Origin of the sequence: Flavobacterium chungangense LMG 26729, from assembly GCF_000735715.2 — a bacterium.
In the GTDB taxonomy this organism is placed as follows: domain Bacteria; phylum Bacteroidota; class Bacteroidia; order Flavobacteriales; family Flavobacteriaceae; genus Flavobacterium; species Flavobacterium chungangense.
The window spans coordinates 43,039-67,429 of sequence record NZ_JASY01000009.1 but is presented as its reverse complement, the minus strand read 5'-3'; the positions used below and the strand labels follow the sequence as shown (position 1 = coordinate 67,429).

The following is a 24,391-nucleotide window of genomic DNA, read 5'->3' as shown; positions in this document are numbered from 1 at the left end:
TCTTATTTTTTATCACTTGAAAAATTATTTTCTGTTTTTTATAACTCTTTTGGTTTCCTTTTTTGGTTATTCATCGAATAGTACAGATACTATTTTGGATAAGCTAAACGATGCCGTGAAAAATAAACAGTATTATGTCCGGCTAAAAGAAGAACGCATTTTAAATTTCAAAAAAATAAAATCAGAAGATCTGTCAAAAGAACAAGAGTATAATTATAATCAGGCTTTATATGAAGAATATCAGAAATTCAAATCAGATTCGGCCATTTTTTATATAAAGAAAAACCTGAAAATTGCTGACGAACTTCATAAAAAAGAGTTGCTGAATCTGGCACAATTGCAATTGGCAAACCTATATTCATCAACAGGAAAATACCGGGAATCAGAAGCTATTATAAAAAGCATCAATAAAAAGGAATTAGAAAAATCATTACTGCCTAATTATTATGTTACCTATCGCGAATTTTATGAGCATTATAATGCAAACAGTCCTAATTGGGGATTTATTGAGCAAATAGGGAAATATCGTGATTCGTTGCTGGGCGTTTTAAACTCTAATTCTTTAGAGTATAAAATCAATAAAATTCAGAAGGATATTTACCATAAGAAATTTGATGTTGCTGAAAAAGAATTACTAAGTCTGTTGAAAGGAATGAAAGACGATAATCCGCAATTTGCAATGATTACCTATCTTTTGGGGAACATTTCAGAAAAGACCAATAAGATCAATTTAGTAAAAAAATATTATGCTCTTTCGGCAACTTCAGATATTAAACAAGCCATAAAAGATAATGCTTCACAACAGGAACTGGCTATGGTTTTTTATGAATTGGGAGATGTTGATATGGCATATAAACTCACACAATCTGCTATTGAAGACGCATTATATTGCAACGTGCAATTTCGAACACTTCTGATGTCACAACTTTATTCGATTATCAATACGGCTTATTTAGAACGTGAAGCCCAGCGAAAAACAGAACTTCAGGTTTATCTTTTGTGTATTAGTTTGTTATCGTTGTTTTTAATTGTCGCTGTAATTTACGTTTATAAGCAGATGAAAAAAGTATCCAGAATTCGTGGAGAACTTTATGAAACCAGTCAGAAATTAGCGGAATTAAACAAAGATATCACAGAGGCAAATAATCAGCTTCAGGAACGTAATGCCCAATTATCAGAATCCAATCATATTAAGGAGGAATATATTGCAAATTTCTTTAGTCTGTGTTCAGCCTACATCAATAAGCTCGAAAATTATCGCGTTATCTTAAACAAAAAGGCAACAGCCAAACAGTTTGATGAAATTTACAAAATGTTGAAATCAACTACTTTGGTTGATAATGAACTGGAAGAATTATACAGAAATTTTGATACTATCTTTTTAAGTCTGTATCCTACTTTCGTAAAAGACTTCAATGCTTTGCTTATCCCCGAAGAACAAATTATAGTAAAACATGGAGAACTGCTCAATACAGAACTTCGAATTTTTGCACTTATCAGACTTGGAATAACGGATAGCGTAAAAATTGCTGCTTTTCTTCGCTACTCTTTAAGCACTATTTATAATTATCGTACCAGAGGAAGAAATAAGGCTATTGTTTCCCGAAATGACTTCGAGGAAATGGTTATGAAAATTGGTTTACTTTCTCAAAAAGCCTAATTCTTTATTTTAAAATCACTACTTTTTTTAAGGTTCTTTTTTGTTTAAGGTTTTGATTTTTAGTTGTTTGTTTTTTAAAATTACTACTTTTTTTTATTCGGAATTTTTACGAAGACGATATCGTTATAGCTTTACCATATTATTTAGAAAGCATTTTAAAGGGCAGATCTAAAATAGTATAGTAATGATTAATAAATAAAAAGGTATGTTTAAAAACGTTAAAGTAATAGTTGTTTTACTGTTACTGAATTCATTTGGAATTAATGCACAAAATAAAATTCCAATTTATCTTGATGATAAAAAGCCTCTTAATGATCGTGTCGAAGATGCGCTTTCGCGAATGACAACTGATGAAAAAATTGCCATGATTCATGCGCAGTCCAAATTTAGTTCACCGGGTGTACCGCGTTTAGGAATCCCTGAAAACTGGATGACCGATGGACCACACGGAATCCGTACCGAAGTAAAGTGGGACGAATGGGATCAGGCAGGCTGGACAAATGATTCCTGTATTGCATTTCCGGCACTTACCGCCTTATCTGCGACATGGAACAAAGAATTAGCCTCATTATATGGTAAATCATTGGGAGAAGAAGCACGTTATCGTAATAAAAATGTACTCTTAGGACCTGGTGTAAATATTTACAGAAGCCCATTAAATGGACGTAACTTTGAATATATGGGAGAAGATCCCTTTCTAACCTCTAAAATGGTTGTTCCTTATATTAAAGGAGTTCAGTCAATTGGTGTGGCTGCCTGTGTAAAACATTTTGCATTGAACAATCAGGAAACTAATCGTAATTCGGTAAATGTAATTGTTGATGATCGTGCCTTGTACGAAATCTATTTGCCGGCCTTTAAAGCTGCTGTTCAGGAAGGTGATGCGTGGGCCATTATGGGGTCTTACAATAAATATAAAGGACAACAATGCTGTCATAATGAGTTTTTGCTAAATGACATTCTTCGTGGTGAATGGGGTTTCAAGGGAGTTGTTGTTTCAGATTGGGGAGGAGTTCATGACACAAAACAATCAATTTTCAATGGGTTGGATATGGAGTTTGGTTCCTGGACCAACGGTCTTTCATGGGGAACTAGTAACGCGTATGATAATTATTATCTGGCAAAACCATATTCAGAAATGATTAAAAAAGGTGAAGTAGGTACTAAAGAATTAGACGAAAAAGTGCGTCGTATTCTGCGTTTGTCTTTCCTTACTAATATGAATAAAGACAGACCTTTTGGATCATTTGGAACAGAAGAACATGCAAAAGCTGGTTTGAAAATTGCAGAAGAAGGAATTGTATTGCTTCAAAACAACAACAATATTTTGCCAATCAATCTTTCTAAAACTAAAAAAATCGCTGTTATTGGTGAAAATGCCATCAAAATGATGACAGTTGGAGGAGGAAGTTCATCATTAAAAGCAAGATATGAAATTACTCCGCTGGAAGGTCTGAAGAAAAGAATCGGTAATCAGGCTGAGATTGTTTACGCACGCGGATATGTTGGAGATCCGACAAGTAATTATAATGGTGTAATAGCAAAAGTGAGTTTAGAAGACAAACGTTCATCTGCTGAATTGACTGCCGAAGCTTTGAGGGTAGCCAAAGACGCTGATGTGGTCCTTTTTATTGGAGGATTAAACAAAAGTGATAATCAGGATGCCGAAGGAGCAGACCGTAAAGATTTAGGACTTCCATACAATCAGGATAAATTAATCAGTGAGTTAGTTAAGGTAAATAAAAATATTGTTTACGTAAATATTTCAGGAAATGCTGTAGCAATGCCATGGGTAAAAGAAGTTCCGGGAATTGTGCAGGGATGGTTTTTAGGTACAGAAGCAGGAAATGCACTGGCAAATGTTTTGGTTGGTGATGTGAATCCATCGGGAAAATTAACCTTTACTTTTCCTGTAAAATTATCTGATAACGGAGCACATGCATTAGGCGAATTTCCGGGTGGTGATGAGGTTAAATATAATGAAAGCATTTTTGTAGGTTATCGTTGGGCAGATAAACAAAAAGCAAAACCATTATTTTCTTTTGGCCACGGATTAAGTTACACCTCTTTTGAATACGGAAAAGTAACTGCTGATAAAAAACAAATGTCTGCCAATGATCAGATTACATTTTCTGTAAAAGTAAAAAACACAGGAAGCCGGGAAGGATCAGAAATTGTTCAGTTATATATCAGCGATTTAAAATCTTCATTGCCTCGTCCAATAAAAGAATTAAAAGGTTTTGAAAAAATTTCGCTTAAAGCGGGAGAAGAAAAAACAGTAACTTTTACAATTGATAAAACGGCTTTAAGCTTTTTTGACGATAAAAAACACGACTGGATTGCAGAACCGGGAGCTTTTGAAGCGATTGTTGGTGCATCTTCAACCGATATAAAATCTAAAGTGATTTTTTCGCTTCAATAATTTCATTAATTTTCTAAATTGGTTGGTTGAAAAGCTGTAATCGTAAAAAGTTACAGCTTTGCTTTTTGAAAAATAGTCAGATATAAAATGTTTAACTTTTATAAAAAAAAATAATTATGAAACGAATAGCTTTATTTGCAGCAGTATTCTTTTTAGTACAAAACCTTTCGGCGCAAAGCCTGAACAAAATGCAATGGTTTAATGAACCTGAAAAGTGGGAAATTAAAAACAATGCCTTAATTATGAACGTGACCGCTGGTAGTGATTATTGGCGTATTTCGCATTACGGTTTTACGGTTGATGATGCCCCTTTTTATTATGCAACTTATGGAGGTGAGTTTGAAGCCAAAGTAAAATTAACCGGAAATTATATTGCACGTTTTGATCAAATGGGTCTGATGATTCGAATTGATGAAAAAAACTATATTAAAACAGGAGTTGAATTTGTTGATGGAAAATTCAACATAAGTACTGTTGTAACACATGATAAAAGTGACTGGAGCGTAACAACGCTTGAAAAAGCGCCGCCATTTATATGGATAAAAGTGGTAAGAAGATTAGATGCTGTTGAGGTATTTTACTCTTTCGATGACAAAAAATATATAATGACAAGAAACGCACCATTGCAGGATAATACACCGGTGATGGTAGGTCTGATGGCCGCTTCACCTGACGGAAAAGGGTTTGAAGCTAAATTCGAGAATTTCAAAGTAACTCATTTACCGGATCAGCGCAGGTTAGAATGGTTAAAGAATCACCAATAACTGGCAAAATTATCAATTGTAAATATGGAAATTGAATGATATCACAATTAATTTTATATTTACAAAAACCTAATTAAAACTAACAGTAACCCATTGACCATTTTATGACCGACATTAAACCCAAAAAACATTATGAAATTTTAGACGGTTTACGTGGAGTAGCTGCAATTATAGTAGTCGCTTTTCATATTTTTGAAGCCTTTACTGGCGGAAACCGTTTTAAGCAAATTATCAATCACGGTTATCTTGCCGTAGATTTCTTTTTTCTTTTATCAGGATTTGTTGTAGCCTATGCTTATGATGATCGTTGGGCGAAAATGACACAATGGGAATTTTACAAACGTCGTTTGATTCGCCTGCAGCCCATGGTCATTATGGGAATGATTATTGGCGCCATATTCTATTACTTTCAGGCTTCGGATATTTTGTTTCCAATGATTGCCGGGATGGAGGCTTGGAAGGTAATTTTAACCATGATTATTGGTTTTACATTGCTTCCGGTTCCGCCATCAATGGAGATTAGGGGATGGGGTGAAATGCATCCGCTTGACGGACCTGCCTGGTCGCTTTTTTTCGAATATATAGCGAATATTCTTTACGCTTTAATCTTTCGAAAATTTTCTAATAAAGTTTTAGGAATCTTTGTGTTGCTGTTTGCAGGCATGTTGATTAATTATACAGTTTTTGGTCCAAAAGGAGACGTTATTGGAGGATGGTCACTGAATCTGGAACAAATGAATGTTGGATTTACACGTTTACTGTATCCTTTTTTCGCCGGAATTTTGCTTTCCCGATTAGGAAAATTAATTCATATAAAAGGTGCTTTCTGGGTATGCAGTTTATTGATAGCAATTGTGCTGATGATGCCAAGAATTGGAGATAAAAACAGTCTTTGGATGAACGGATTATATGAATCGTTTTGTATTATCCTGATATTTCCTTTGATAGTGTCAATTGGAGCAGGAGGTGAAATAAAAAATCCGTTTTCACTTAAAATCTGCAAAGTTTTAGGTGATATTTCGTACCCGATTTATATCACGCATTATCCGTTGATCTATTGGTACACAGCCTGGGTTGTAGATAATAAAATTTCTTTAGAGGACGGATACATAGTAGGAATTGGAGTTTTAGTTGCCAGTATTGTACTCGCTTATTTATGTCTGAAATTGTATGATGAACCCGTTCGTAACTGGCTGCAGAGTAAATTTCAAAAGCGCAAAGTTGTTGCTGCTGAATAATTTTTGAGGATAAAAATAATTTAAAAAGGGATGAACTGTTTAAAAGTTCATCCCTTTCTATTTGATCGTTGAGATGCATTTTACATCTGAATTTAAGACATAAATTGTCATTGTAAAACCAATTCTGCTAAAGCTTCTTTACTGAAACCTTTTAATTGATCCGTTTTTCCTGCTTTAATTTTTGCAACCCAATTCGGATCTGATAATAAAGGCCTTCCAACGGCAGCCAAATCAAAATCGCCTCTGTCGAAACGTCTGTTTAATTCTTCCAAAGAAGTTGGCTCAGAACTTTCTCCTGCAAAAGCTCCGAAGAAATCACTTGATAATCCGATTGAACCTACTGTTATTGTTGGTGCTCCGGTAACTTTTTTAGCCCAGCCGGCAAAGTTCAGATCCGAATCTTCAAATTCAGGTTCCCAGAATCTTCTTTGTGAGCAATGTAAAATATCTACTCCTGCATCAACAAGTGGAGTAAGCCAGGCTTCTAATTCCTGAGGGTTTTTAGCCAGTTTGTAATTGTAATCAGAAGGCTTGAATTGAGAGAATCGCATAATTACAGCAAAATCTTCACCAACTTGTTTTCTGATTTCTTTTACAACTTCAATAGCAAAACGGTTACGTTCCGGAAGTGTTTTTCCTCCATAAATATCGTCACGGAGATTGGTTTCGGCTCTAAAAAACTGATCAATTAAATATCCATGCGCACCGTGAATTTCGATAGTATCGAAACCTAATCTTTTTGCATCAGCAGCCGCTTTTCCAAAAGCTAAAATAGTGTTTTCAATATCTTTTTCAGACATGGCAATACCATTTCTAAAATCAGGACGATTAAACCCGGAAGGTCCTTCAAAAGGAACAGGAGGTACCCATCCCGAGTGATGATTGTCCATGATTCCCATATGCCAGATTTGCGGTCCCATCTGACCTCCGGCTGCATGAACTTCATCAATGACTTTTTTCCATCCTTTTAAAGCCTCATTGCCATAAAAATGCGGTACATTGGCATCGTTTGATGAGGAGGGTCTGTCAATAACAGTTCCTTCAGATAATATAAGTCCCACTTCACCTTCAGCTCTTTTTTGATAGTATGAAGCAACATGTTCGGTTGGAGTTCCGTTTGGAGAAAAGGATCGCGTCATTGGCGCCATCACAATTCTGTTTTTAAGATGTAGTGTTTTCAGATCGAATGGAGAAAACAAACTGTTTGTACTCATAATAATTTACAAATTAGATTCAATTAATTTACTGAGCGCTTCAAAGGCACTTTCGTTGCGTTTGTAGTATGTCCATTGTCCAACTCGCGTAGATTCTATAAAACCTGCACGTTGTAAAATCGACAAATATTCAGAAACTGTAGATTGAGTAAGGCCTGCTTTGGCTTGTATCTGACCAACACAAACGCCATGTTCAAATCCTGCAGTGATTTGATCCGGGAAGTTGAGTTCGGGTTCTTTTAGCCATTCCAGCATTTGTAATCTTGACTTATTAGACAATGCCTTAAAAATTTCTACTTGTTCCATACTGCAAATATATCGACTTTTCCCGATATGTAAATTAATTAAAAATAATTTTAGATAAATTTTATGATAAGCGATTAGTTTTTAGAAAATATAATGATTGATTTTGAGCCATTCTTTACAGTCATTGCTCCAAAACTGACTGGTGTCTTTTACTCCTAAGCCAAATCCATGACCGCCTTTTTCGTAAATATGCAATTCGGCTGAAATATTGTTTTTCTTTAATGCTAAATAATAATTAATGCTATTTTCAGGTCTCACAGCACCATCATCTGAAGCATGCACTAAAAATGTCGGAGGCGTTTGTGAAGTGACTTTTTTTTCATTAGAAAAATTATCAATAAGAAGCTGAGATGGATTTTGACCTAATAAGCTCGTCTGTGAACCTTTATGTGTAATACCGTTTTCCATAGATATCACCGGGTAAATTAAAATTGAAAAGTCTGGCCGGGCACTCATGTTAAATTTTGATTCATATACTTTATCATCAAAATGTGTTGCTAGTGTTGATGCTAAATGCCCTCCGGCGGAAAAGCCTATCGTGCCAATTTTATTCGGATCAATATTCCATTTGGATGCATTGGATCTAACATAACGAATTGCTTCCTGAGCATCTTGCAAAGGTCCAACGGATTTATTTTTCATAATTAAATCGCTGGGTAATCGATATTTTAAAACAAAAGCCACAATTCCTAAGCTATTTAGCCACTCTGCTACTTTAGTTCCTTCCTTATCCATTGATAAATGCGAATATCCGCCACCCGGAAAAATAACAACTGCAGTTTGATCAGGCTTTGTTTCTTTAGGAATGAACACACTTAATGTTGTGACACTAACTAAGCTTGTACTTTGGATTTTGCCTTCTTTTAAAACTTCTTTTTCTTTGTAATCGGGAGCATTTATTTCATCCGGTATTTTGTTCCAAAGAGATAAAATTTCAATTTGAGAATGTAAATTAGGGATGATTCCAAATAAAAAAAGGAATAAATAAAATGTTTCTTTGAAATTAGTTGCTGTAAATGTTTTCAAATTTTAAACGAATTAGATTTAAATACTTAGTACTCTACGAGTATTATGTTATTGGTTGGTAAATAATTTAAAGGACAGATTGTTTAATGAGAAATCAATAATAAAACTTTATAAAAACAAGTTTTATTTGGTATTATATCAATGTTTTATGTATTGTTTGATTTAACAAAAGTATTATTTATTATGTAATTTTACATCTGTTTTTTTACTATATATGTTTAATTTGTTGGATGAAATAATTTTATAAGTAATTTATTTGGAATATAAGTATTTAAACTTATATTTGTGCAATCGATTACATTTTTAGGTTTCTATTATAATTAATTATACTTTTGAAACTTTATAAATAATCAACGAAATCGATTTACATAAAATTGAAAATATCAGTTTTTAAAATTAATTTAAAGGTTTTATAACCAAAACAAACATAGTTACTATGAGTCAAACCAACAAATCTATTGGAAATTATCGCTGGAGTATATGCGCATTGTTGTTTTTTGCAACAACCATTAATTATTTAGACAGACAAGTTCTTTCGTTAACATGGAGTGATTTTATTGCACCGGAATTTCATTGGACCAACAATGATTATGGTAACATTACTGCGTTGTTTTCTATTTTTTATGCTGTCTCTTTATTGTTCGCAGGTAGATTTGTAGACTGGTTAGATACAAAAAAAGGATTTTTATGGGCTATTGGAATTTGGTCTTTGGGAGCTTGTTTGCATGCTTTTTGCGGTATAGCGACATCTGGAATTATTACAGGAGACTGGTTTGTAGGTTTTGAAGGAGCAAAAGACGCTATTCATACAGTTAACGATACTGCATTGGTAATTAATGTGAGTGTTACCTTGTTTATTTTTGCCCGTTTTGTCCTGGCAGTTGGTGAAGCCGGAAACTTTCCTGCGGCAATCAAAACAACAGCAGAATATTTTCCTAAAAAAGACAGAGCATTTTCAACCAGTATTTTTAATGCCGGGGCAACCGTTGGGGCTTTAGCTGCACCGATTACTATTCCGTTTATTGCTAAGGCTTTCGGATGGGAAATGGCATTTATTATCATTGGGGCCTTAGGTTTTGTATGGATGGGTTTCTGGGTTTTTATGTATGATAAACCAGAAAAACACCCAAGAGTTAGTGCTGAAGAATTAGCTTATATACAACAGGATGATATTGCGGATAGTAAATTAGAAGGCTATGTAGCTGAAACTAAAACAAAAGTTTCTCTTGCAGATTGTTTTAAATACAAACAAACCTGGGCTTTTGCTTTTGGTAAATTTATGACAGATGGTGTTTGGTGGTTCTTTTTATTCTGGACTCCGGCTTATTTAAGTTCTGTTTACGGAATGGATTCAACTGAAGCGGCATTGCCATTATTTGTATTGTACATGATTACTTTATTGTCAATTATTGGTGGATGGCTTCCAACTTATTTCGTAGAAAAGAAAGGGATGAATCCATATGAGGGAAGAATGAGAGCGATGCTGATTTTTGCTTTTTTTCCTTTGTTAGCGTTGATTGCACAGCCATTAGGGTATATCAGTTACTGGGTGCCGGTAATTATTATAGGAATCGCAGGTGCGGCTCACCAATCATGGTCGGCTAATATTTTTACAACAGTTGGGGATATGTTTCCTAAAAAAGCAATTGCAACCATTACTGGAATTGGAGGTTTAGCAGGGGGTATTGGTTCTACTTTAATTAATAAAGGTTCCGGATTATTATTCGATTACAGTAAAGATACAAACATGTCTTTTATGGGGTTCCAGGGAATTGAGGCTGGGTATTTTATCATTTTTTCAATTTGCGCAGTATGTTATTTGACAGGCTGGATTGTTATGAAATCTTTGGTTCCTAAATATGCTCCGATTACTGATCTTTAAAAGATTAACACAAGCTAACTAATTAACCAACCAAACCAAACCAGATTATGAACCAAACCAACGCAGCGATAGGAAAATATCGCTGGACAATATGTAGCTTAGTTTTCTTTGCTACAACCGTAAATTATTTAGATCGAAATGTAATCAGTTATTTAAGACCTTTTCTTGCAGAAGCTTTTCATTGGACTCCGGAACAGGAAGTAATCGATTACTCTAATATAGAAATAGCTTTTAAAATCGCCTATGCATTAGGTATGCTGGTTGCAGGAGGGATTATTGATAAATTAGGTACAAAATTAGGTTATGCATTAGCAACCGGTTTATGGAGTTTAGCAGCAGTTGGTCATGCTTTAGCAACGGGTACAGGGGGATTTATAATTGCGCGTGTATTTTTAGGGATTACAGAAGCAGGAAATTTTCCTGCCGCTATCAAAGCAACAGCCGAGTGGTTTCCTCAAAAAGAGCGTGCTTTAGCAACTGGAATTTTTAACTCAGGAAGTAATATTGGAGCTATCATTGTTCCTTTATCGGTACCATTTATAGCTGAAAATTATGGTTGGCAATGGGCTTTGATTGCAACTGGTGTCATAGGGTTTATATGGCTGATTTTGTGGTTTATTTTTTATGAAGTGCCTCAAAAACAAAAGAGATTATCACAAGCGGAACTGGAATATATAAATGCTGATAAAGTTGATGTGATTGAAGCAGAGGATACTGAAAAAGTTTCCTGGTTGAAATTATTAAGTTTTCGTCAGACCTGGGCCTTTGCAATTGGAAAATTGCTAACAGATCCGGTTTGGTGGTTTTATTTATTCTGGTTGCCTGATTTTCTGATGAAACAATATAAGCTTTCGACTACCGAAATTATTTGGCCATGTGCTTTAGTTTATGTTATTGGAAGTGTTGGAAGTATTTTTGGAGGCTGGCTTCCGTTAAAATTAATTGAAAAAAACTGGCCAGCTTATAAAGCTCGTAAAACAAGTATGCTGCTTTATGCATTTGCAGTTTTACCGGTTTTATTTTCTCAATATTTAGGAACGATAAATATGTGGTGGGCTATTTTGGTAATTGGTTTAGCGGTTTCGGCTCATCAGGCCTGGAGTGCTAATATTTTTACAACTGTGTCCGATATGTTTCCTAAAAAAGCAACTGCTTCGGTTACAGGAATAGGGGGGATGTTTGGAGCTGTTGGTGGAATTTTATTAACCGCGGTAGTTCAAAAAAATATGTTTGTTTATTTTACTAAAATCGGTAAAATTGAAACAGGATACTTTATAATGTTCTGTATTTGTGGAGGTGCTTATTTATTAGCTTGGCTTATCATGCATATTTTAGTTCCAAAAATGAAAAAAGTAGAAGTGTAATAATTACACAAATAAATTTTCATTTGTATTATGATATTTAAATATAAAAATATAATTTTGTGCAATCGATTACATTAAAAATAAAAATATGACAAAATATAGTTCCAGATACGCATCAAGCCCAGAAGCTGTTAAAAAATATGATACTCAGGAATTGAGAAATGAATTCCTGATTGATGATTTGATGCAGGAAGATGAAGTAGTATTGGTTTATTCTCATTATGACAGATATATTACAGGTTCTGCTGTTCCTGTAAAAGGAGATTTAGTTTTAGAAACCATTGATCCCCTAAAAGCTCCATATTTTTTAGAAAGAAGAGAAATAGGGATTATTAATGTTGGAGGAAATGGTTCTGTAATTGTTGAAGGAAATGTATATGAATTAGGATTTAAAGATGCCTTATATATCGGTAGCGGTAACAAAGAGGTTATTTTTAAAAGTGATGACAGTAATAATCCGGCTAAATTTTACATCAACTCTGCACCGGCACATACAACTTACCCAACGGTAAAAGTAAGTCTGGCAGAAGCGAATAAATTACAATTGGGTACTATGGAAACTGCAAATCACCGTACCGTAAACCAAATGATTATTGGAAGTGTAGTTACTACTTGTCAATTACAAATGGGAATGACAGAATTACGTCCGGGAAGTGTTTGGAATACAATGCCGGCACACGTTCATGATCGTCGTATGGAGGTTTATTTCTATCTTGACATTCCGGAAAATCAGGCGGTATGCCATTTTATGGGACAGCCTCAGGAAACAAGACATATCTGGATGAACAATCATCAGGCAGTAATTTCTCCGCCCTGGTCTATTCACTCGGGTTCCGGAACAAGTAATTATACTTTTATCTGGGGAATGGCTGGTGAGAACTTAGATTACGGAGATATGGATGTTTGTAAAATCACTGATTTAAGATAAGAATCATGACAAATTTATTTGATATAAAAGGAAAAGTTGCCCTTATCACAGGAAGTACTCATGGTCTGGGAATGGCAATGGCAAAAGGATTAGGTCAGGCCGGAGCAACAATTGTTGTAAACGGAAATTCTTCTCAGGAAAAAATTGATGCTGCAGTAAAAGAACTTCAAAGTGAAGGAATCAATGCTGTTGGATATAAATTTAATGTAACAGAGGAAGAACAAGTTAAAAACGCTGTCCAAAAAATTGAAGCTGAAGTTGGACCTATTGATGTTCTAATCAACAACGCCGGAATTATTAAAAGAATCCCGCTAATCGATATGGAAGTTGCTGACTTTAGAGAAGTAATTGATATAGATTTAGTGAGTCCATTTATTGTTTCTAAGCATGTTGCTAAAGGAATGATCGAAAGAAGACAAGGGAAAATCATCAATATTTGCTCTATGATGAGTGAATTAGGAAGAAATACTGTTTCTGCTTATGCTGCTGCAAAAGGAGGTTTGAAAATGCTGACTAAAAATATGGCGACAGAATGGGCTAAATACAATGTTCAGATTAACGGAATCGGACCTGGTTATTTTGCTACTGAGCAAACTAAGCCAATACGAGTTGATGGACATCCTTTTAACGATTTTATCATCAGCAGAACACCTGCTGCGAAATGGGGAGATCCAAGTGATTTAGCTGGAGCTGCAATATTTTTGTCATCAAAAGCCAGTGATTTTGTTAATGGTCACATTTTGTATGTTGATGGAGGAATTCTTGCAACAATCGGAAAACCATCCAACGAAGAATAATTTTCAAATTATATTTTAAAATAAGACATGAGCTCTAATAAAACATTCATAAACGATAATTTTTTACTTGAAAATAAATACGCTGAAGAATTATATCATAATTATTCAAAAAATCAGCCAATTATTGATTATCACAATCACTTAAATCCACAGTTTATTACCGAAGATAAAATTTTTGATAATATCACAAATGTGTGGATAAACGGAGATCACTACAAATGGCGTGCAATGCGTACATTAGGAGTTAATGAGCAGTTTATTACAGGTAATGGTTCCGATAAAGATAAATTTCTGAATTGGGCAAAAACGGTTCCGTATACAATGCGTAATCCTTTGTATCACTGGACTCACTTAGAATTAGCGCGTTATTTTGATATCTACGATTTGCTAAATGAAAAATCAGCTGAAAGAATATATGAGGAAGCTTCTGCAAAAGTAAATTCAGCAGAATACAGTACACGCAATTTGCTTAAAAAAGTAAATGCTGAACTGGTTTGTACTACTGAAGATCCAATTGATACTTTAGAGTTTCACCAAAAATTAAACAGTAATCCTTTTGAAACTAAAATGAGCACGGCTTTCAGGCCTGATAAAGCTATTTTGATTTCAAATGACGGTTACAATGCTTATCTGGACACATTGGGGGATGTGTCCGGAGTAGCAATCAATACTTATGCTGATTTACTTTCTGCATTAAGAAAAAGAATTGATTTCTTTAGTGCAAACGGATGTAAGTTAAGTGATCACGGTTTAGATCAGATTTATTTTGAGAACTTTACTGAATCTGAAGTAAATGCAATTTTCAAAAAGAAAAGAGAAAATCAAACAATAACTCCGGAAGAAGCGTTGAAATTCCAAAGTGCTGTATTGTTGTTTTTGTCTGAAACATACCATGAATTAGGATGGGTTCAGCAGTTTCACTTAGGAGCTTTGCGAAATAATAATGCGCGTATGCACAGAATTTTAGGACCGGATACAGGTTGGGATTCTATCGGAGATTATCCACAGGCTCAAAAATTATCTGCTTTCTTAAATGCATTAGACAGTAAAGATAAATTAACAAAAACGATTATTTATAACTTAAATCCTGCTGATAACGAAGTGATGGCTACCATGATTGGTAACTTTAACGACGGAAGTGTTAGAGGAAAAGTACAGTTTGGATCAGGATGGTGGTTTTTGGATCAGAAAGACGGAATGACTAAACAATTAAACGCCCTATCAAACATGGGATTAATTAGCTGTTTTGTTGGAATGCTGACAGATTCAAGAAGTTTCTTATCTTTCCCAAGACATGAATATTTCAGACGTATTCTTTGTAATCTTCTTGGAGACGAAATTCAAAGAGGTGAACTTCCTGCAGATATGGAATGGATTGGAAAAATGGTTTCTGATATTTCATATAATAATGCAAAAGAATATTTTAAATTTTAATTAAATATTGATAATGAGTAAAGTAGTTGCATTCGGCGAAATAATGTTGCGTTTTTCTACAGAAAGGCATTTGCGTTTTTCTCAGGCTAAAGCGTTTACAGCGTCTTATGGCGGAGGTGAATTTAACGTTTGTGTTTCTTTGGCGAATTACGGAATTAATGCAGAGTTTGTTACCAGATTGCCTGAAAACGAAATTGGTTACTGCGCAGTGCAGGAAATGCGTAAAATGAATGTTGAATCTAAAAGTATTGTTTACGGCGGAGAACGTTTAGGGACTTACTATTTAGAAACAGGAGCAGGAACCAGAGGAAGCAATGTGGTGTACGATCGCGCGCATAGCTCGATGGCAACGATTCAAAAAGGAGATATTGATTGGAAAAAAGTACTTGAAGGTGCTACCTGGTTCCACTTTAGCGGAATTTCAGCTGCAATTTCTCAAAGTGCTGCAGAAGCTTGTCTGGAAGCAGTTCAGATAGCGCATGAATTAGGATTGACCATTTCATGTGATTTGAATTATAGATCAAAATTATGGCAATATGGCAAAACACCAAGCGAGGTTATGCCTGAGTTATTAAAATACAGTCACGTTATTTTAGGAGACATTGATACAGCTTATTTTATGTTAGGAATCCCTAAAGTAAACCCGGATTATCAAGACGAAAAATCATTACCGGCTTTATATTCTAAGTTATATGAGCTTTGTCCGAACTTAAAAACTGTGGCAACTACATTACGTTATTCCGTTAGTGCTTCTCATCAAAGAATCGGAGGTGTTTTATTTGACGGGAAAACCATTTTTAATGCTGCTGTACAGGAAGTAACTCCTGTAATTGACAGGGTAGGTAGCGGTGATGCATTTATGGGAGGATTAATCTACGGATTAGTTGAGTATAAAGAGGATAAACAAAAGGCATTAGATTTTGCAGTAGCTGCTTGTTGCTTGAAACATACAATTGCCGGAGATTACAATTTAGTTACATTAAAAGAAGTTGAAAACATGGCAGGAGGAAACTCTGCCGGATTAGTATCAAGATAAATAAAGTATGGCAAAGTATTCAAGAATTGAAGTAGCTCAGACGATGAAAGACAACGGGATGGTTCCTTTGTTTTTTCATTCGGATATTGAAATCAGTAAAAAAGTATTAAAAGCGTGTTATGATGGAGGTTCCAGATTAATGGAATTTACAAGCAGAGGTGATTTTGCTTTTGAGGTTTTTGGAGCATTAAATAAATACGCCCTGGCTGAATTGCCTGGAATGATGCTAGGTGTTGGTTCTGTTACTGATGCTGCTGCAGCTTCATTATACATGCAGCTTGGGGCTAATTTTATCGTAACTCCGGTATTTAGGGAAGATATTGCAATAGCATGTAATCGTAGAAAAGTGTTATGGTCGCCTGGTTGTGGAACGCTGACAGAAATTGCAAGAGCAGAAGAATTAGGCTGCGAAGTGGTAAAATTGTTTCCTGCGGATATTTACGGACCAGAGTTTATTAAAGCAATAAAAGGACCTTGTCCTTGGACGACTATTATGCCAACAGGAGGCGTTTATCCAACTGTAGAAAGTTTATCTTCATGGTTAAATGCGGGTGCTACCTGTGTGGGTCTTGGATCACAATTGATTTCAAAGGATTTGCTGGATAAGCAGGATTTTGAAGGATTAAAAAATAAAGTAAGTGATGTGTTGAACATCATAAAAGATATCAGAAAAAAATAAATAAGGAATAATTAGTTTGTTCCTTATTGTAAAGCAGTTTTTTTTAGAGTTTTAAAGGTTGTAATTGAACATTACGCTTGAAAAATAAAGCTTGTCACTCCTCACAGCAAGCTTTATTTTAATCTTTACAAGTGTAATGTTTCTTTTACAATAAAAAACGGATAAGGGATTAATGAGGTTATTTATAACACTTTTAAGAGAAGATTTAAAATGAAAAAATTAAATAGAGTAAATACAGGATTAGAAAAATTAAATCCAATTAAAGTAGTTCAGTTTGGAGAAGGTAACTTTTTAAGAGCTTTCGTTGATTATGCTTTTCAAAGATTAAACAATGAAGTTGATTTCAATGCCGGTATTGCAATTGTTCAGCCATTGAAAGATGGTATGGTAAACATGATTAACGATCAGGATGGTCTTTATACTTTGTTTATGAACGGCATTAAAAAAGGGGAAAAAATACAAGATATTCAGTTAATTTCTAATATTGTAAAATCTATAAATCCATATAATGATTTTGCAGATTATTTAGCATTAGCAAAAGAAGAAGAACTTCAATTTATTGTTTCAAATACTACTGAAGCTGGAATTGAATTTCTTGATACAGATACTCCGGATATGCAACCGCCAGCAGCATTCCCTGCAAAGTTGACGGTTTTGTTACACGAAAGATTTAAACATTTCAATGGAGATGCTTCAAAAGGACTGACTATCATTCCATGTGAATTGATTGATTATAACTCAGAAACGCTGAAAAAATGTATCTTACAATATTGTGATTTATGGAAATTAGAGGATTCATTTAAAACATGGGTTTCAGAAGCGTGTACGTATCACAGTACTTTAGTTGACAGAATTGTACCAGGATATCCAAGAGCTGAAATTGAAGATTACAACAGCAAATTAGATTATCAGGATAATTTAATTGTTGCTGCTGAACCATTTTTCCTTTGGGCTATCGAAGGTGGTGAAGATTTAAAACAAAAGCTTCCTTTTCATAAAACGGATTTGAATGTGAAAATCGTTGATGATATACGTCCTTTCAAAATGATCAAAGTTCGTATTTTGAATGGTGCACATACAGCAATGGTTCCTACGTCGCTTTTGTATGGTAACAAGTTAGTAATGGAGACTGTTAATGGAGATTTTACCGGGAAATTTGTAGACAATGTTATCAGTGAAATCAGCGAAACCCTTGCTATGGACAAAAATGAAATCACGGCCTATTCTGAAGAAGTAATGGATCGTTTTAAAAATCCATTTATCAAACACGCATTGGCTGATATTGCTTTAAATTCTATCTCAAAGTTCAAAGTAAGAGTTTTACCTAGTTTATTAGGATATTATAATACAAACAAAAAACTGCCTGTAAGTCTGACTTTTTCATTAGCTTCTTTAATCCAGTTTTACAAAGGAACATGGAACGGTGAAGTATTGCCTGTAAAAGATACTCCGGAATTAGTTGAAGCATTTAAAAATGCATGGCAATTAGGAGCTTTAGATTCTGTTGTAGCTGCTGTTTTAGCTAACACAGATTTTTGGGGTGAAGATTTAACAAAAATTAACGGTCTGTCTGAAGCATTAGTAGTAGCTTTAACTGAAATTGAAGCTAACGGAATTGAAAAAGGTTATGCTAATTTCAGCGCTAAAAACTAATTAAAACCTTTTTAAAATTATTATCATGCAAAAGAAATTAATAAAAGTAAATCCAATAGATAACGTAATTGTCGCTTTAACCGATTTGGTACAAAACGAACAAATTACATTTGAAGGAACTACAGTTTCACCAACAACTGATGTTAAAGCAAAACATAAAATCGCAGAGAAAGATTTTGCAATTGGTGATGAAATTATAATGTATGGCGTTTTGGTAGGAAAAGCTGTAGAACCTGTAAAAAAAGGAGAAGTAATTACCACCGAAAATGTAAAACATCAAAGTGAAAAAGTTTTTCGTAAAACTGGAAGTTTAGGTTGGACTCCACCAAATATAGATCGTTGGAAAGATAAAACTTTCAACGGATACCACCGTGCTGATGGACAAGTTGGGACCAAAAATGTATGGTTGTTTATTCCATTGGTTTTTTGTGAAAACAAAAATATCGAAAAACTGAAAGATATTTTTGAAAACGAATTATTGCCAAAAAAAGAAGTTTCTTATAAAAATTTATTACGTTCTTTAATTGAAGAAAAAAGCGTAGAAGAAGTTGCTGATAGAAAATCAAATGAAAATCTTTTAGATAATGTTGAAGTTAAATTCATTAATCATCAAGGTGGTTGTGGTGGAATTCGACAAGATTCGGAGTTGTTGGCAAAACTGCTTGCTGGATATGTAAACAATCCAAATGTTGCCGGTGCAACTGTTTTAAGTTTAGGTTGCCAAAATTTGCAAGTAGAGATTTTCAAAAACGCATTGAAAGAAATAAGTCCGAATTGTGATAAAGAAATTTTGATCTATGAGCAACAACAAATTGGTACTACCGATAAAATGTTTCAAATGGTGATTAAAGATTCTTATGAAGCCATTAAAAGAGCTAATAAAATCGAGCGTAAACCTGCTCCTGTTTCAAAAATAAGTATTGGTTTGGAATGTGGTGGATCTGATGGATTTTCAGGAATTTCTGCTAATCCGGCATTAGGAGTTGTTTCCGATATTTTCGCAGCTTTAGGAGGGAAAACTATTTTGGCAGAGTTTCCGGAATTATGTGGCGTTGAACAAGAATTGATGAACCGATGTGTGGATGAAGAAAAGGCAGACAAGTTTTTATCTTTGATGAAAGCTTTTGAAAAATCAGTTGTAGATGCAGGTTCAGGGTTTGATATGAACCCGTCTCCAGGAAATATTAAAGACGGATTAATTACCGATGCCATGAAATCTGCCGGTGCATCTAAAAAAGGTGGAACTGCACCTATCGTAGATGTTTTAGATTACGGTGAATATATTTCAAAACCAGGGTTAAATCTTCTAAATACACCAGGAAATGACGCCGAATGTACCACAGGATTAGTTGGAGCGGGAGCAACAGTTGTTTTGTTTACCACAGGTTTAGGAAATCCGATGGGTAATCCAGTTGCACCCGTTGTGAAAATTGCTTCAAACACGGCATTAACTAACAGAATGTCGGATATCATCGATTTCAATGCTGGAACTGTGATTACTGGTGAAAAAAACATTACCGAAGTTGGAGCAGAAATCGTAGATTATATTATAGAATTGGCAAGCGGAAACGTAGAAACAAAAGCAGATCAACTGAAACAAGATGTATTTATTCCTTGGAAAAGAGGAGTTTCTTTATAAAATTTTCCGCCATATAAGTTATATTAAGTTAATTTTATACACTATGTTTAGTAAAAAAGGCAGCTCAATTTAGAGCTGCCTTTTGATTTTTGAATCTAAATGTACTTTTGAGTATTTTTGCTATTATGCGTAAAAGTAAAATGAACTTATATAACTTATATGGTAGAAAAATTTAAAAGGTAGTTCTTGTTGAAGATTTACGAATGTGTAATTCAGGAGCAAGAACTACCTTTTTTTCGATTTTAATGGCGTCGGTTTTGTCTACCTGTTCTAAGAAAACACGTGCTGTCATTCTTCCCATCTCGAGTGGAGACTGATCTACTGAAGTTATGGAGAGTTCCATGAACTTAGTAAAAGGCTCATTACTGAATCCAGCCACGCAAAAGTCATTAGGGATACTTATATTTCTTTCTTTTAATTCCTGAATAGCTCCTAATGCAGCAAAATCACTTGAAGAAAATATAGCGTCTGGAGGGGGTTCAAGTTGTAATAAAATATCTATTGCCTCTTTTCCTGATTCTACACTACTTTTAATAGGGATGACATATTCTTCTTTAAAAGGTATTCCGCTATCTAGTAAAGCTTGTTTATATCCTAAAAATCTATTTTTGAATATGTCAAGAGATTGATCTCTGGAAAAATGAGCAATGTGTTTACATCCTTCATGAATTAGATGTTTTGTTGTAAGATATCCACCTTTGAAGTCATTAATTGTCACAGAGCTAACTCCATCAATGTTTCTGCTTCTATCAAAGAAAATTAAGGGGACATTTTTTTTTAATACGTTCAAAAATGCATCATAGTTTTGATCACTAACATCTGTAACAGACATTAAAATACCATCTACCTGTGCATCTATTAAAGCATATAGATTTTCATTTTCCCTTTTTGGATCATCATGAGTTTGTGAAATAATTACATGATAGCCATGAGGATAAAGTTCTTCTTCAATTCCTCTAATTACAGTTCCGAAAAAATTATTATCAACACGAGGAACTATAATTCCTATATTATTGCTTCTTCCGCTTTTTAAGGCCAAAGCTAATTTATTTTGCTTATAGTTCATTAAATCAGCTGTTTCCTGAACTAGTTCGCGTGTACTTTTTTTGATCTTAGGGCTATTATTTAATGCTCTTGAGACCGTAGCAGCAGTAATATTAAGTCTTTTGGCAATATCGTAAATAGTGGTTTTCTCGCTCATTCAAAAATTTATCTGATTATTTTTTCACAAAAATACCTTTTTTTTGAATAATTCAATGTAAATTGTTATCGATTACTAAAATAACATTTGTAAGATTAATTATCTAGTAATAATAGAATGTTTTACTTATAATTTTGTGATAAAGGAAACTATTTTTATAAAAAAAAATTAATACAAAAAGTATATTACTAAATAAATTAGTAGAAAATAAAAATAAATAGGTTTTAATGATATAACTGGTTATTTGTCATGTATTTATGTTTTTTATCTCTAATGTTGGTTAAGATTAAAACTATAATTAATTAGTGGTAAAACTAAGAGTTTATTCTTGTTGAAGATTTACGAATATGCAATTCAGGAGCCAAAACTACTTTTTTTTCAATTTTAATGGTTTCTGTTTTGTCAACTTGTTCCAGAAAAACTCTTGCAGACATTCTTCCCATTTCCAGTGGTGACTGATCTACTGAAGTTATAGAAAGTTCCATAAACTTGGTAAATGGTTCATTACTAAAACCTGCTACACAAAACTCGTTCGGGATATTTATGTTTCTTTCTTTTAATTCCTGTATAACTCCCAGTGCAGCAAAATCACTTGATGAGAATACAGCATCAGGTGGAGTTTCAAGTTCTAATAAAATATCTATTGCTTCTTTTCCAGCTTCAAGACTACTTTTAGACTGAATAACATATTTTTCGTTAAATGTGATTCCGTTGTCCAATAAAGCTTGTTTGTATCCCAAAAATCTATTTTTAAAAATTTCCAATGATTGATCACCAGATAAATGCGCAATATGTTTACATCCTTGATTAATTAATTGTTTTGTGGCAATGTATCCCCCTTTAAAGTCATTAATGGTTACTGAACTTACACCATCTATATGTTTGCTTCTGTCAAAGAATATCAACGGGACATTTTTTTCTAACACATTATGAAAAGCATTATCATTTTCATTAGTAACATCGGTAACTGACATTATAATGCCATCAACTTGTGCATCTATTAATGTGTAAAGGTTTTCGTTTTCTCTTTTAGGATTTTCATGAGTTTGACAAATAATAACCTGATAGCCGTGTGGATAAAGTTCTTCTTCAATTCCTCTAATGACAGATGCGAAAAAATTACTGTCAATACGAGGAACAATAACCCCTATGTTATTACTTTTCCCACTTTTTAAAGCCAGAGCCAATTTGTTTTGTTTGTAATTCATCGAAGCGGCTGTTTCAAGTACCAATTCTCTTGTACTGTCTTTTATTTTCGGATTATTATTTAAGGCTCTCGAAACCGTTGCTGCAGTGATGTTTAGCTTTTTGGCAATATCATATATGGTTATTTTCTCACTCATTCAAAAAAAATATTTTGATTATTTTAACACAAAAATACATTTTTTTTGGATATCCCAAGATAAAATGTTATCGATTACCTAAATTCTTTTTTTGATTTAAAACAATGGAACAATAATAAAAAATTATGTGTTTTTTTACAATAAGTGTAAATTAATTTTATAATTAAAATTGAATACATAAATTATATAGAAATAAATTTGTTGTATTCAATCTATTTTTCTATTTTCGTGTAATCGATTACATAATCGATGTAATCTTATTTTTATAATGGAAATATTTCACAAATGAATGTTTTTGAAAGCTTAAAGTGTAATTCAATTTTTCTTGTTATAACTTCTCTTTTTCTGTCATGCGGTGGCAAGGTTACCGATGCTTCAAATTCCCCGTGGGAAAGAATGGATTTGATTGTTAAAAGTATTCCTCAGGCTAAATTTTTAGAGAATAGTTATAATGTTATAGATTATGGCGCAATTGCTGATGGAGTAACAATTAATACCGTAGCTTTTGAAAAAGCGATAAAAGCATGTGCTGAAAATGGCGGGGGAAAAGTAATTGTTCCGACTGGTAAATTCTTGACAGGAGCAATACATTTGGAGAGCAATGTAAATTTACACTTAGAAGATAATGCTGAAATTCTGTTTAGTACAAATCCAAAAGATTATCCAATAGTTCATACTTCTTGGGAAGGAACAGAGTTGATGAATTATTCCCCTCTTATTTACGCTAAAAATAAAACCAATGTAGCTATAACTGGTAAAGGCACTTTGAATGGTCAGGCCAATTCTGCTAATTGGTGGGTCTGGTCAGGTGGTAAAAGTTATGGATGGGAAAAGGGAATTCCATCTCAAAATGATCCTGCCAATCGTGAAGTTTTAGTTGATATGGCTGAAAAGGGTGTTCCGGTAGAAGAAAGAATTTTTGGAGAAGGACGTTATTTGCGACCTAATTTCATTGAGTTTTTTGAATGTAATACTGTTTTAATAAAAGACGTTAAGGTTATCAATGCTCCTTTTTGGATTTTGCATCCAATGAAATCCAATAACATAATTATTGACAGTGTTACAGTAAATAGTCATGGTCCAAATAATGATGGATGTGATCCTGAATACTCACAAAATGTAATTATAAAAAATTGTATTTTCAATACCGGAGACGATTGCATTGCTATAAAATCTGGTAGGGATGCTGACGGAAGAAGAGTTGCGTTACCAAGCAAAAATATAATAGTACAAAACTGTAAAATGATTGATGGTCATGGAGGTGTTGTTATTGGCAGTGAAATATCTGCAGGTGTTAATAATGTTTTTGTAGAAAATTGTATTATGGATAGTCCAAATCTTGACAGGGCAATACGTATTAAAACAAATTCTAAACGAGGAGGAGTAATTGAAGATGTTTACGTTAGAAATTTGGATGTAGGTACTGTTAAAGAATGCGTTTTGAAATTAAACATGTTTTATAATGTATACGGTTCGCAGACAGGAAATTTTATTCCGGTTATAAGAAATGTAATTTTGGAGAACGTGAAAGTAAAAGAGGCTGGAAAATATGGTGTTTGGGCAGAAGGATATAAAGAGTCGCCGGTAGAAAATATTGTACTTAAAAATGTTAATATTGAAAAAGCAGATTCAATTTATTTATTGAAAAATGTAAAGAATTTTAATTTTATAAATACTTACATCAATGGAAAAAAGGTTGAATCCATCAAAAATTAAGTTTAAGAACTCTCTGTAATTAGTTTAAATGGCGAATTTTTATTAAATTTTAGTTTTAGGATTGTTTGTTTTATTTGTTGAATTAGTTT

19 protein-coding genes are annotated in these 24,391 nt (G+C 33.8%); 14 read left to right on the top strand and 5 right to left on the bottom strand.

Annotated elements, in window-relative coordinates; translation table 11 throughout:
* Window positions 1-16 precede the first annotated feature (16 nt).
* The 4 genes from JE46_RS16125 to JE46_RS16110 all read left to right on the top strand — a co-directional run bounded on the left by JE46_RS16125 (window position 17) and on the right by JE46_RS16110 (window position 6,084).
* A complete protein-coding gene (locus JE46_RS16125) occupies window positions 17-1,660 on the top strand; it encodes a DUF6377 domain-containing protein (RefSeq protein ID WP_031456311.1) in 1,644 nt (547 codons plus the stop codon).
* Between the two features lie 205 nt (window positions 1,661-1,865).
* Entirely contained in the window at window positions 1,866-4,082 is a 2,217-nt protein-coding gene (locus JE46_RS16120) for a glycoside hydrolase family 3 C-terminal domain-containing protein (protein WP_031456310.1), read from the top strand.
* A 116-nt stretch (window positions 4,083-4,198) separates the two neighbouring features.
* A complete protein-coding gene (locus JE46_RS16115) occupies window positions 4,199-4,846 on the top strand; it encodes a DUF1349 domain-containing protein (RefSeq protein WP_031456309.1) in 648 nt (215 codons plus the stop codon).
* Window positions 4,847-4,950: 104 nt separating this feature from the next.
* Entirely contained in the window at window positions 4,951-6,084 is a 1,134-nt protein-coding gene (locus tag JE46_RS16110; protein WP_031456308.1) for an acyltransferase family protein, read from the top strand.
* A gap of 107 nt (window positions 6,085-6,191) precedes the next feature.
* On the opposite strand, the gene JE46_RS16105 is transcribed toward JE46_RS16110, so the two are convergent.
* The 3 genes from JE46_RS16105 to JE46_RS16095 all read right to left on the bottom strand — a co-directional run bounded on the left by JE46_RS16105 (window position 6,192) and on the right by JE46_RS16095 (window position 8,630).
* Entirely contained in the window at window positions 6,192-7,298 is a 1,107-nt protein-coding gene (locus JE46_RS16105) for an NADH:flavin oxidoreductase (protein ID WP_031456307.1), read from the bottom strand.
* 6 nt (window positions 7,299-7,304) lie between these two features.
* Window positions 7,305-7,604, bottom strand: coding sequence for an ArsR/SmtB family transcription factor (locus tag JE46_RS16100; RefSeq protein ID WP_031456306.1), 300 nt, complete (start codon window positions 7,602-7,604; stop codon window positions 7,305-7,307).
* A gap of 81 nt (window positions 7,605-7,685) precedes the next feature.
* Entirely contained in the window at window positions 7,686-8,630 is a 945-nt protein-coding gene (locus JE46_RS16095) for an alpha/beta hydrolase (RefSeq protein ID WP_031456305.1), read from the bottom strand.
* 436 nt (window positions 8,631-9,066) lie between these two features.
* Between JE46_RS16095 and JE46_RS16090 the strand changes: the two genes are divergently transcribed.
* The 9 genes from JE46_RS16090 (at window position 9,067) to JE46_RS16050 (ending at window position 20,042) form a co-directional block, all read left to right on the top strand.
* Complete coding sequence (locus JE46_RS16090; RefSeq protein ID WP_031456304.1) at window positions 9,067-10,512, top strand: MFS transporter; 1,446 nt, start codon at window positions 9,067-9,069, stop codon at window positions 10,510-10,512.
* A 47-nt stretch (window positions 10,513-10,559) separates the two neighbouring features.
* Window positions 10,560-11,876: an MFS transporter gene (locus JE46_RS16085; RefSeq protein WP_031456303.1), complete on the top strand. Its 1,317-nt coding sequence runs from the start codon at window positions 10,560-10,562 to the stop codon at window positions 11,874-11,876.
* Between the two features lie 88 nt (window positions 11,877-11,964).
* The gene (kduI, locus tag JE46_RS16080; RefSeq protein ID WP_031456302.1) at window positions 11,965-12,804 is read left to right on the top strand and encodes a 5-dehydro-4-deoxy-D-glucuronate isomerase; all 840 of its coding nucleotides are present in this window, start codon (window positions 11,965-11,967) and stop codon (window positions 12,802-12,804) included.
* A gap of 5 nt (window positions 12,805-12,809) precedes the next feature.
* Window positions 12,810-13,601 (top strand): gluconate 5-dehydrogenase, encoded by a 792-nt coding sequence (locus JE46_RS16075; protein WP_031456301.1) that lies wholly within the window; start codon window positions 12,810-12,812, stop codon window positions 13,599-13,601.
* Window positions 13,602-13,628: 27 nt separating this feature from the next.
* Window positions 13,629-15,035 (top strand): glucuronate isomerase, encoded by a 1,407-nt coding sequence (gene uxaC / locus JE46_RS16070; protein WP_031456300.1) that lies wholly within the window; start codon window positions 13,629-13,631, stop codon window positions 15,033-15,035.
* A 13-nt stretch (window positions 15,036-15,048) separates the two neighbouring features.
* Complete coding sequence (locus JE46_RS16065) at window positions 15,049-16,071, top strand: sugar kinase (RefSeq protein WP_031456299.1); 1,023 nt, start codon at window positions 15,049-15,051, stop codon at window positions 16,069-16,071.
* 7 nt (window positions 16,072-16,078) lie between these two features.
* Entirely contained in the window at window positions 16,079-16,750 is a 672-nt protein-coding gene (locus JE46_RS16060) for a bifunctional 4-hydroxy-2-oxoglutarate aldolase/2-dehydro-3-deoxy-phosphogluconate aldolase (protein ID WP_031456298.1), read from the top strand.
* 210 nt (window positions 16,751-16,960) lie between these two features.
* Window positions 16,961-18,403, top strand: coding sequence for a tagaturonate reductase (locus JE46_RS16055; RefSeq protein WP_031456297.1), 1,443 nt, complete (start codon window positions 16,961-16,963; stop codon window positions 18,401-18,403).
* Between the two features lie 25 nt (window positions 18,404-18,428).
* The gene (locus JE46_RS16050) at window positions 18,429-20,042 is read left to right on the top strand and encodes a UxaA family hydrolase (protein WP_031456296.1); all 1,614 of its coding nucleotides are present in this window, start codon (window positions 18,429-18,431) and stop codon (window positions 20,040-20,042) included.
* 172 nt (window positions 20,043-20,214) lie between these two features.
* Here JE46_RS16050 and JE46_RS16045 read toward each other — a convergent pair whose 3' ends face one another.
* Both JE46_RS16045 and JE46_RS16040 read right to left on the bottom strand, forming a co-directional pair.
* Window positions 20,215-21,243, bottom strand: coding sequence for a LacI family DNA-binding transcriptional regulator (locus JE46_RS16045; RefSeq protein WP_031456295.1), 1,029 nt, complete (start codon window positions 21,241-21,243; stop codon window positions 20,215-20,217).
* Window positions 21,244-21,557: 314 nt separating this feature from the next.
* Window positions 21,558-22,586 carry a LacI family DNA-binding transcriptional regulator gene (locus JE46_RS16040; protein ID WP_031456294.1) on the bottom strand — a complete coding sequence of 343 codons (1,029 nt, stop codon included), beginning with the start codon at window positions 22,584-22,586 and terminating at the stop codon, window positions 21,558-21,560.
* 285 nt (window positions 22,587-22,871) lie between these two features.
* Here JE46_RS16040 and JE46_RS16035 point away from each other — a divergent pair, with 285 nt between their 5' ends.
* On the top strand, window positions 22,872-24,302 hold the full coding sequence (locus JE46_RS16035) for a glycoside hydrolase family 28 protein (protein ID WP_031456293.1): 1,431 nt from the start codon (window positions 22,872-22,874) through the stop codon (window positions 24,300-24,302).
* The last annotated feature ends 89 nt before the right edge of the window (window positions 24,303-24,391 follow it).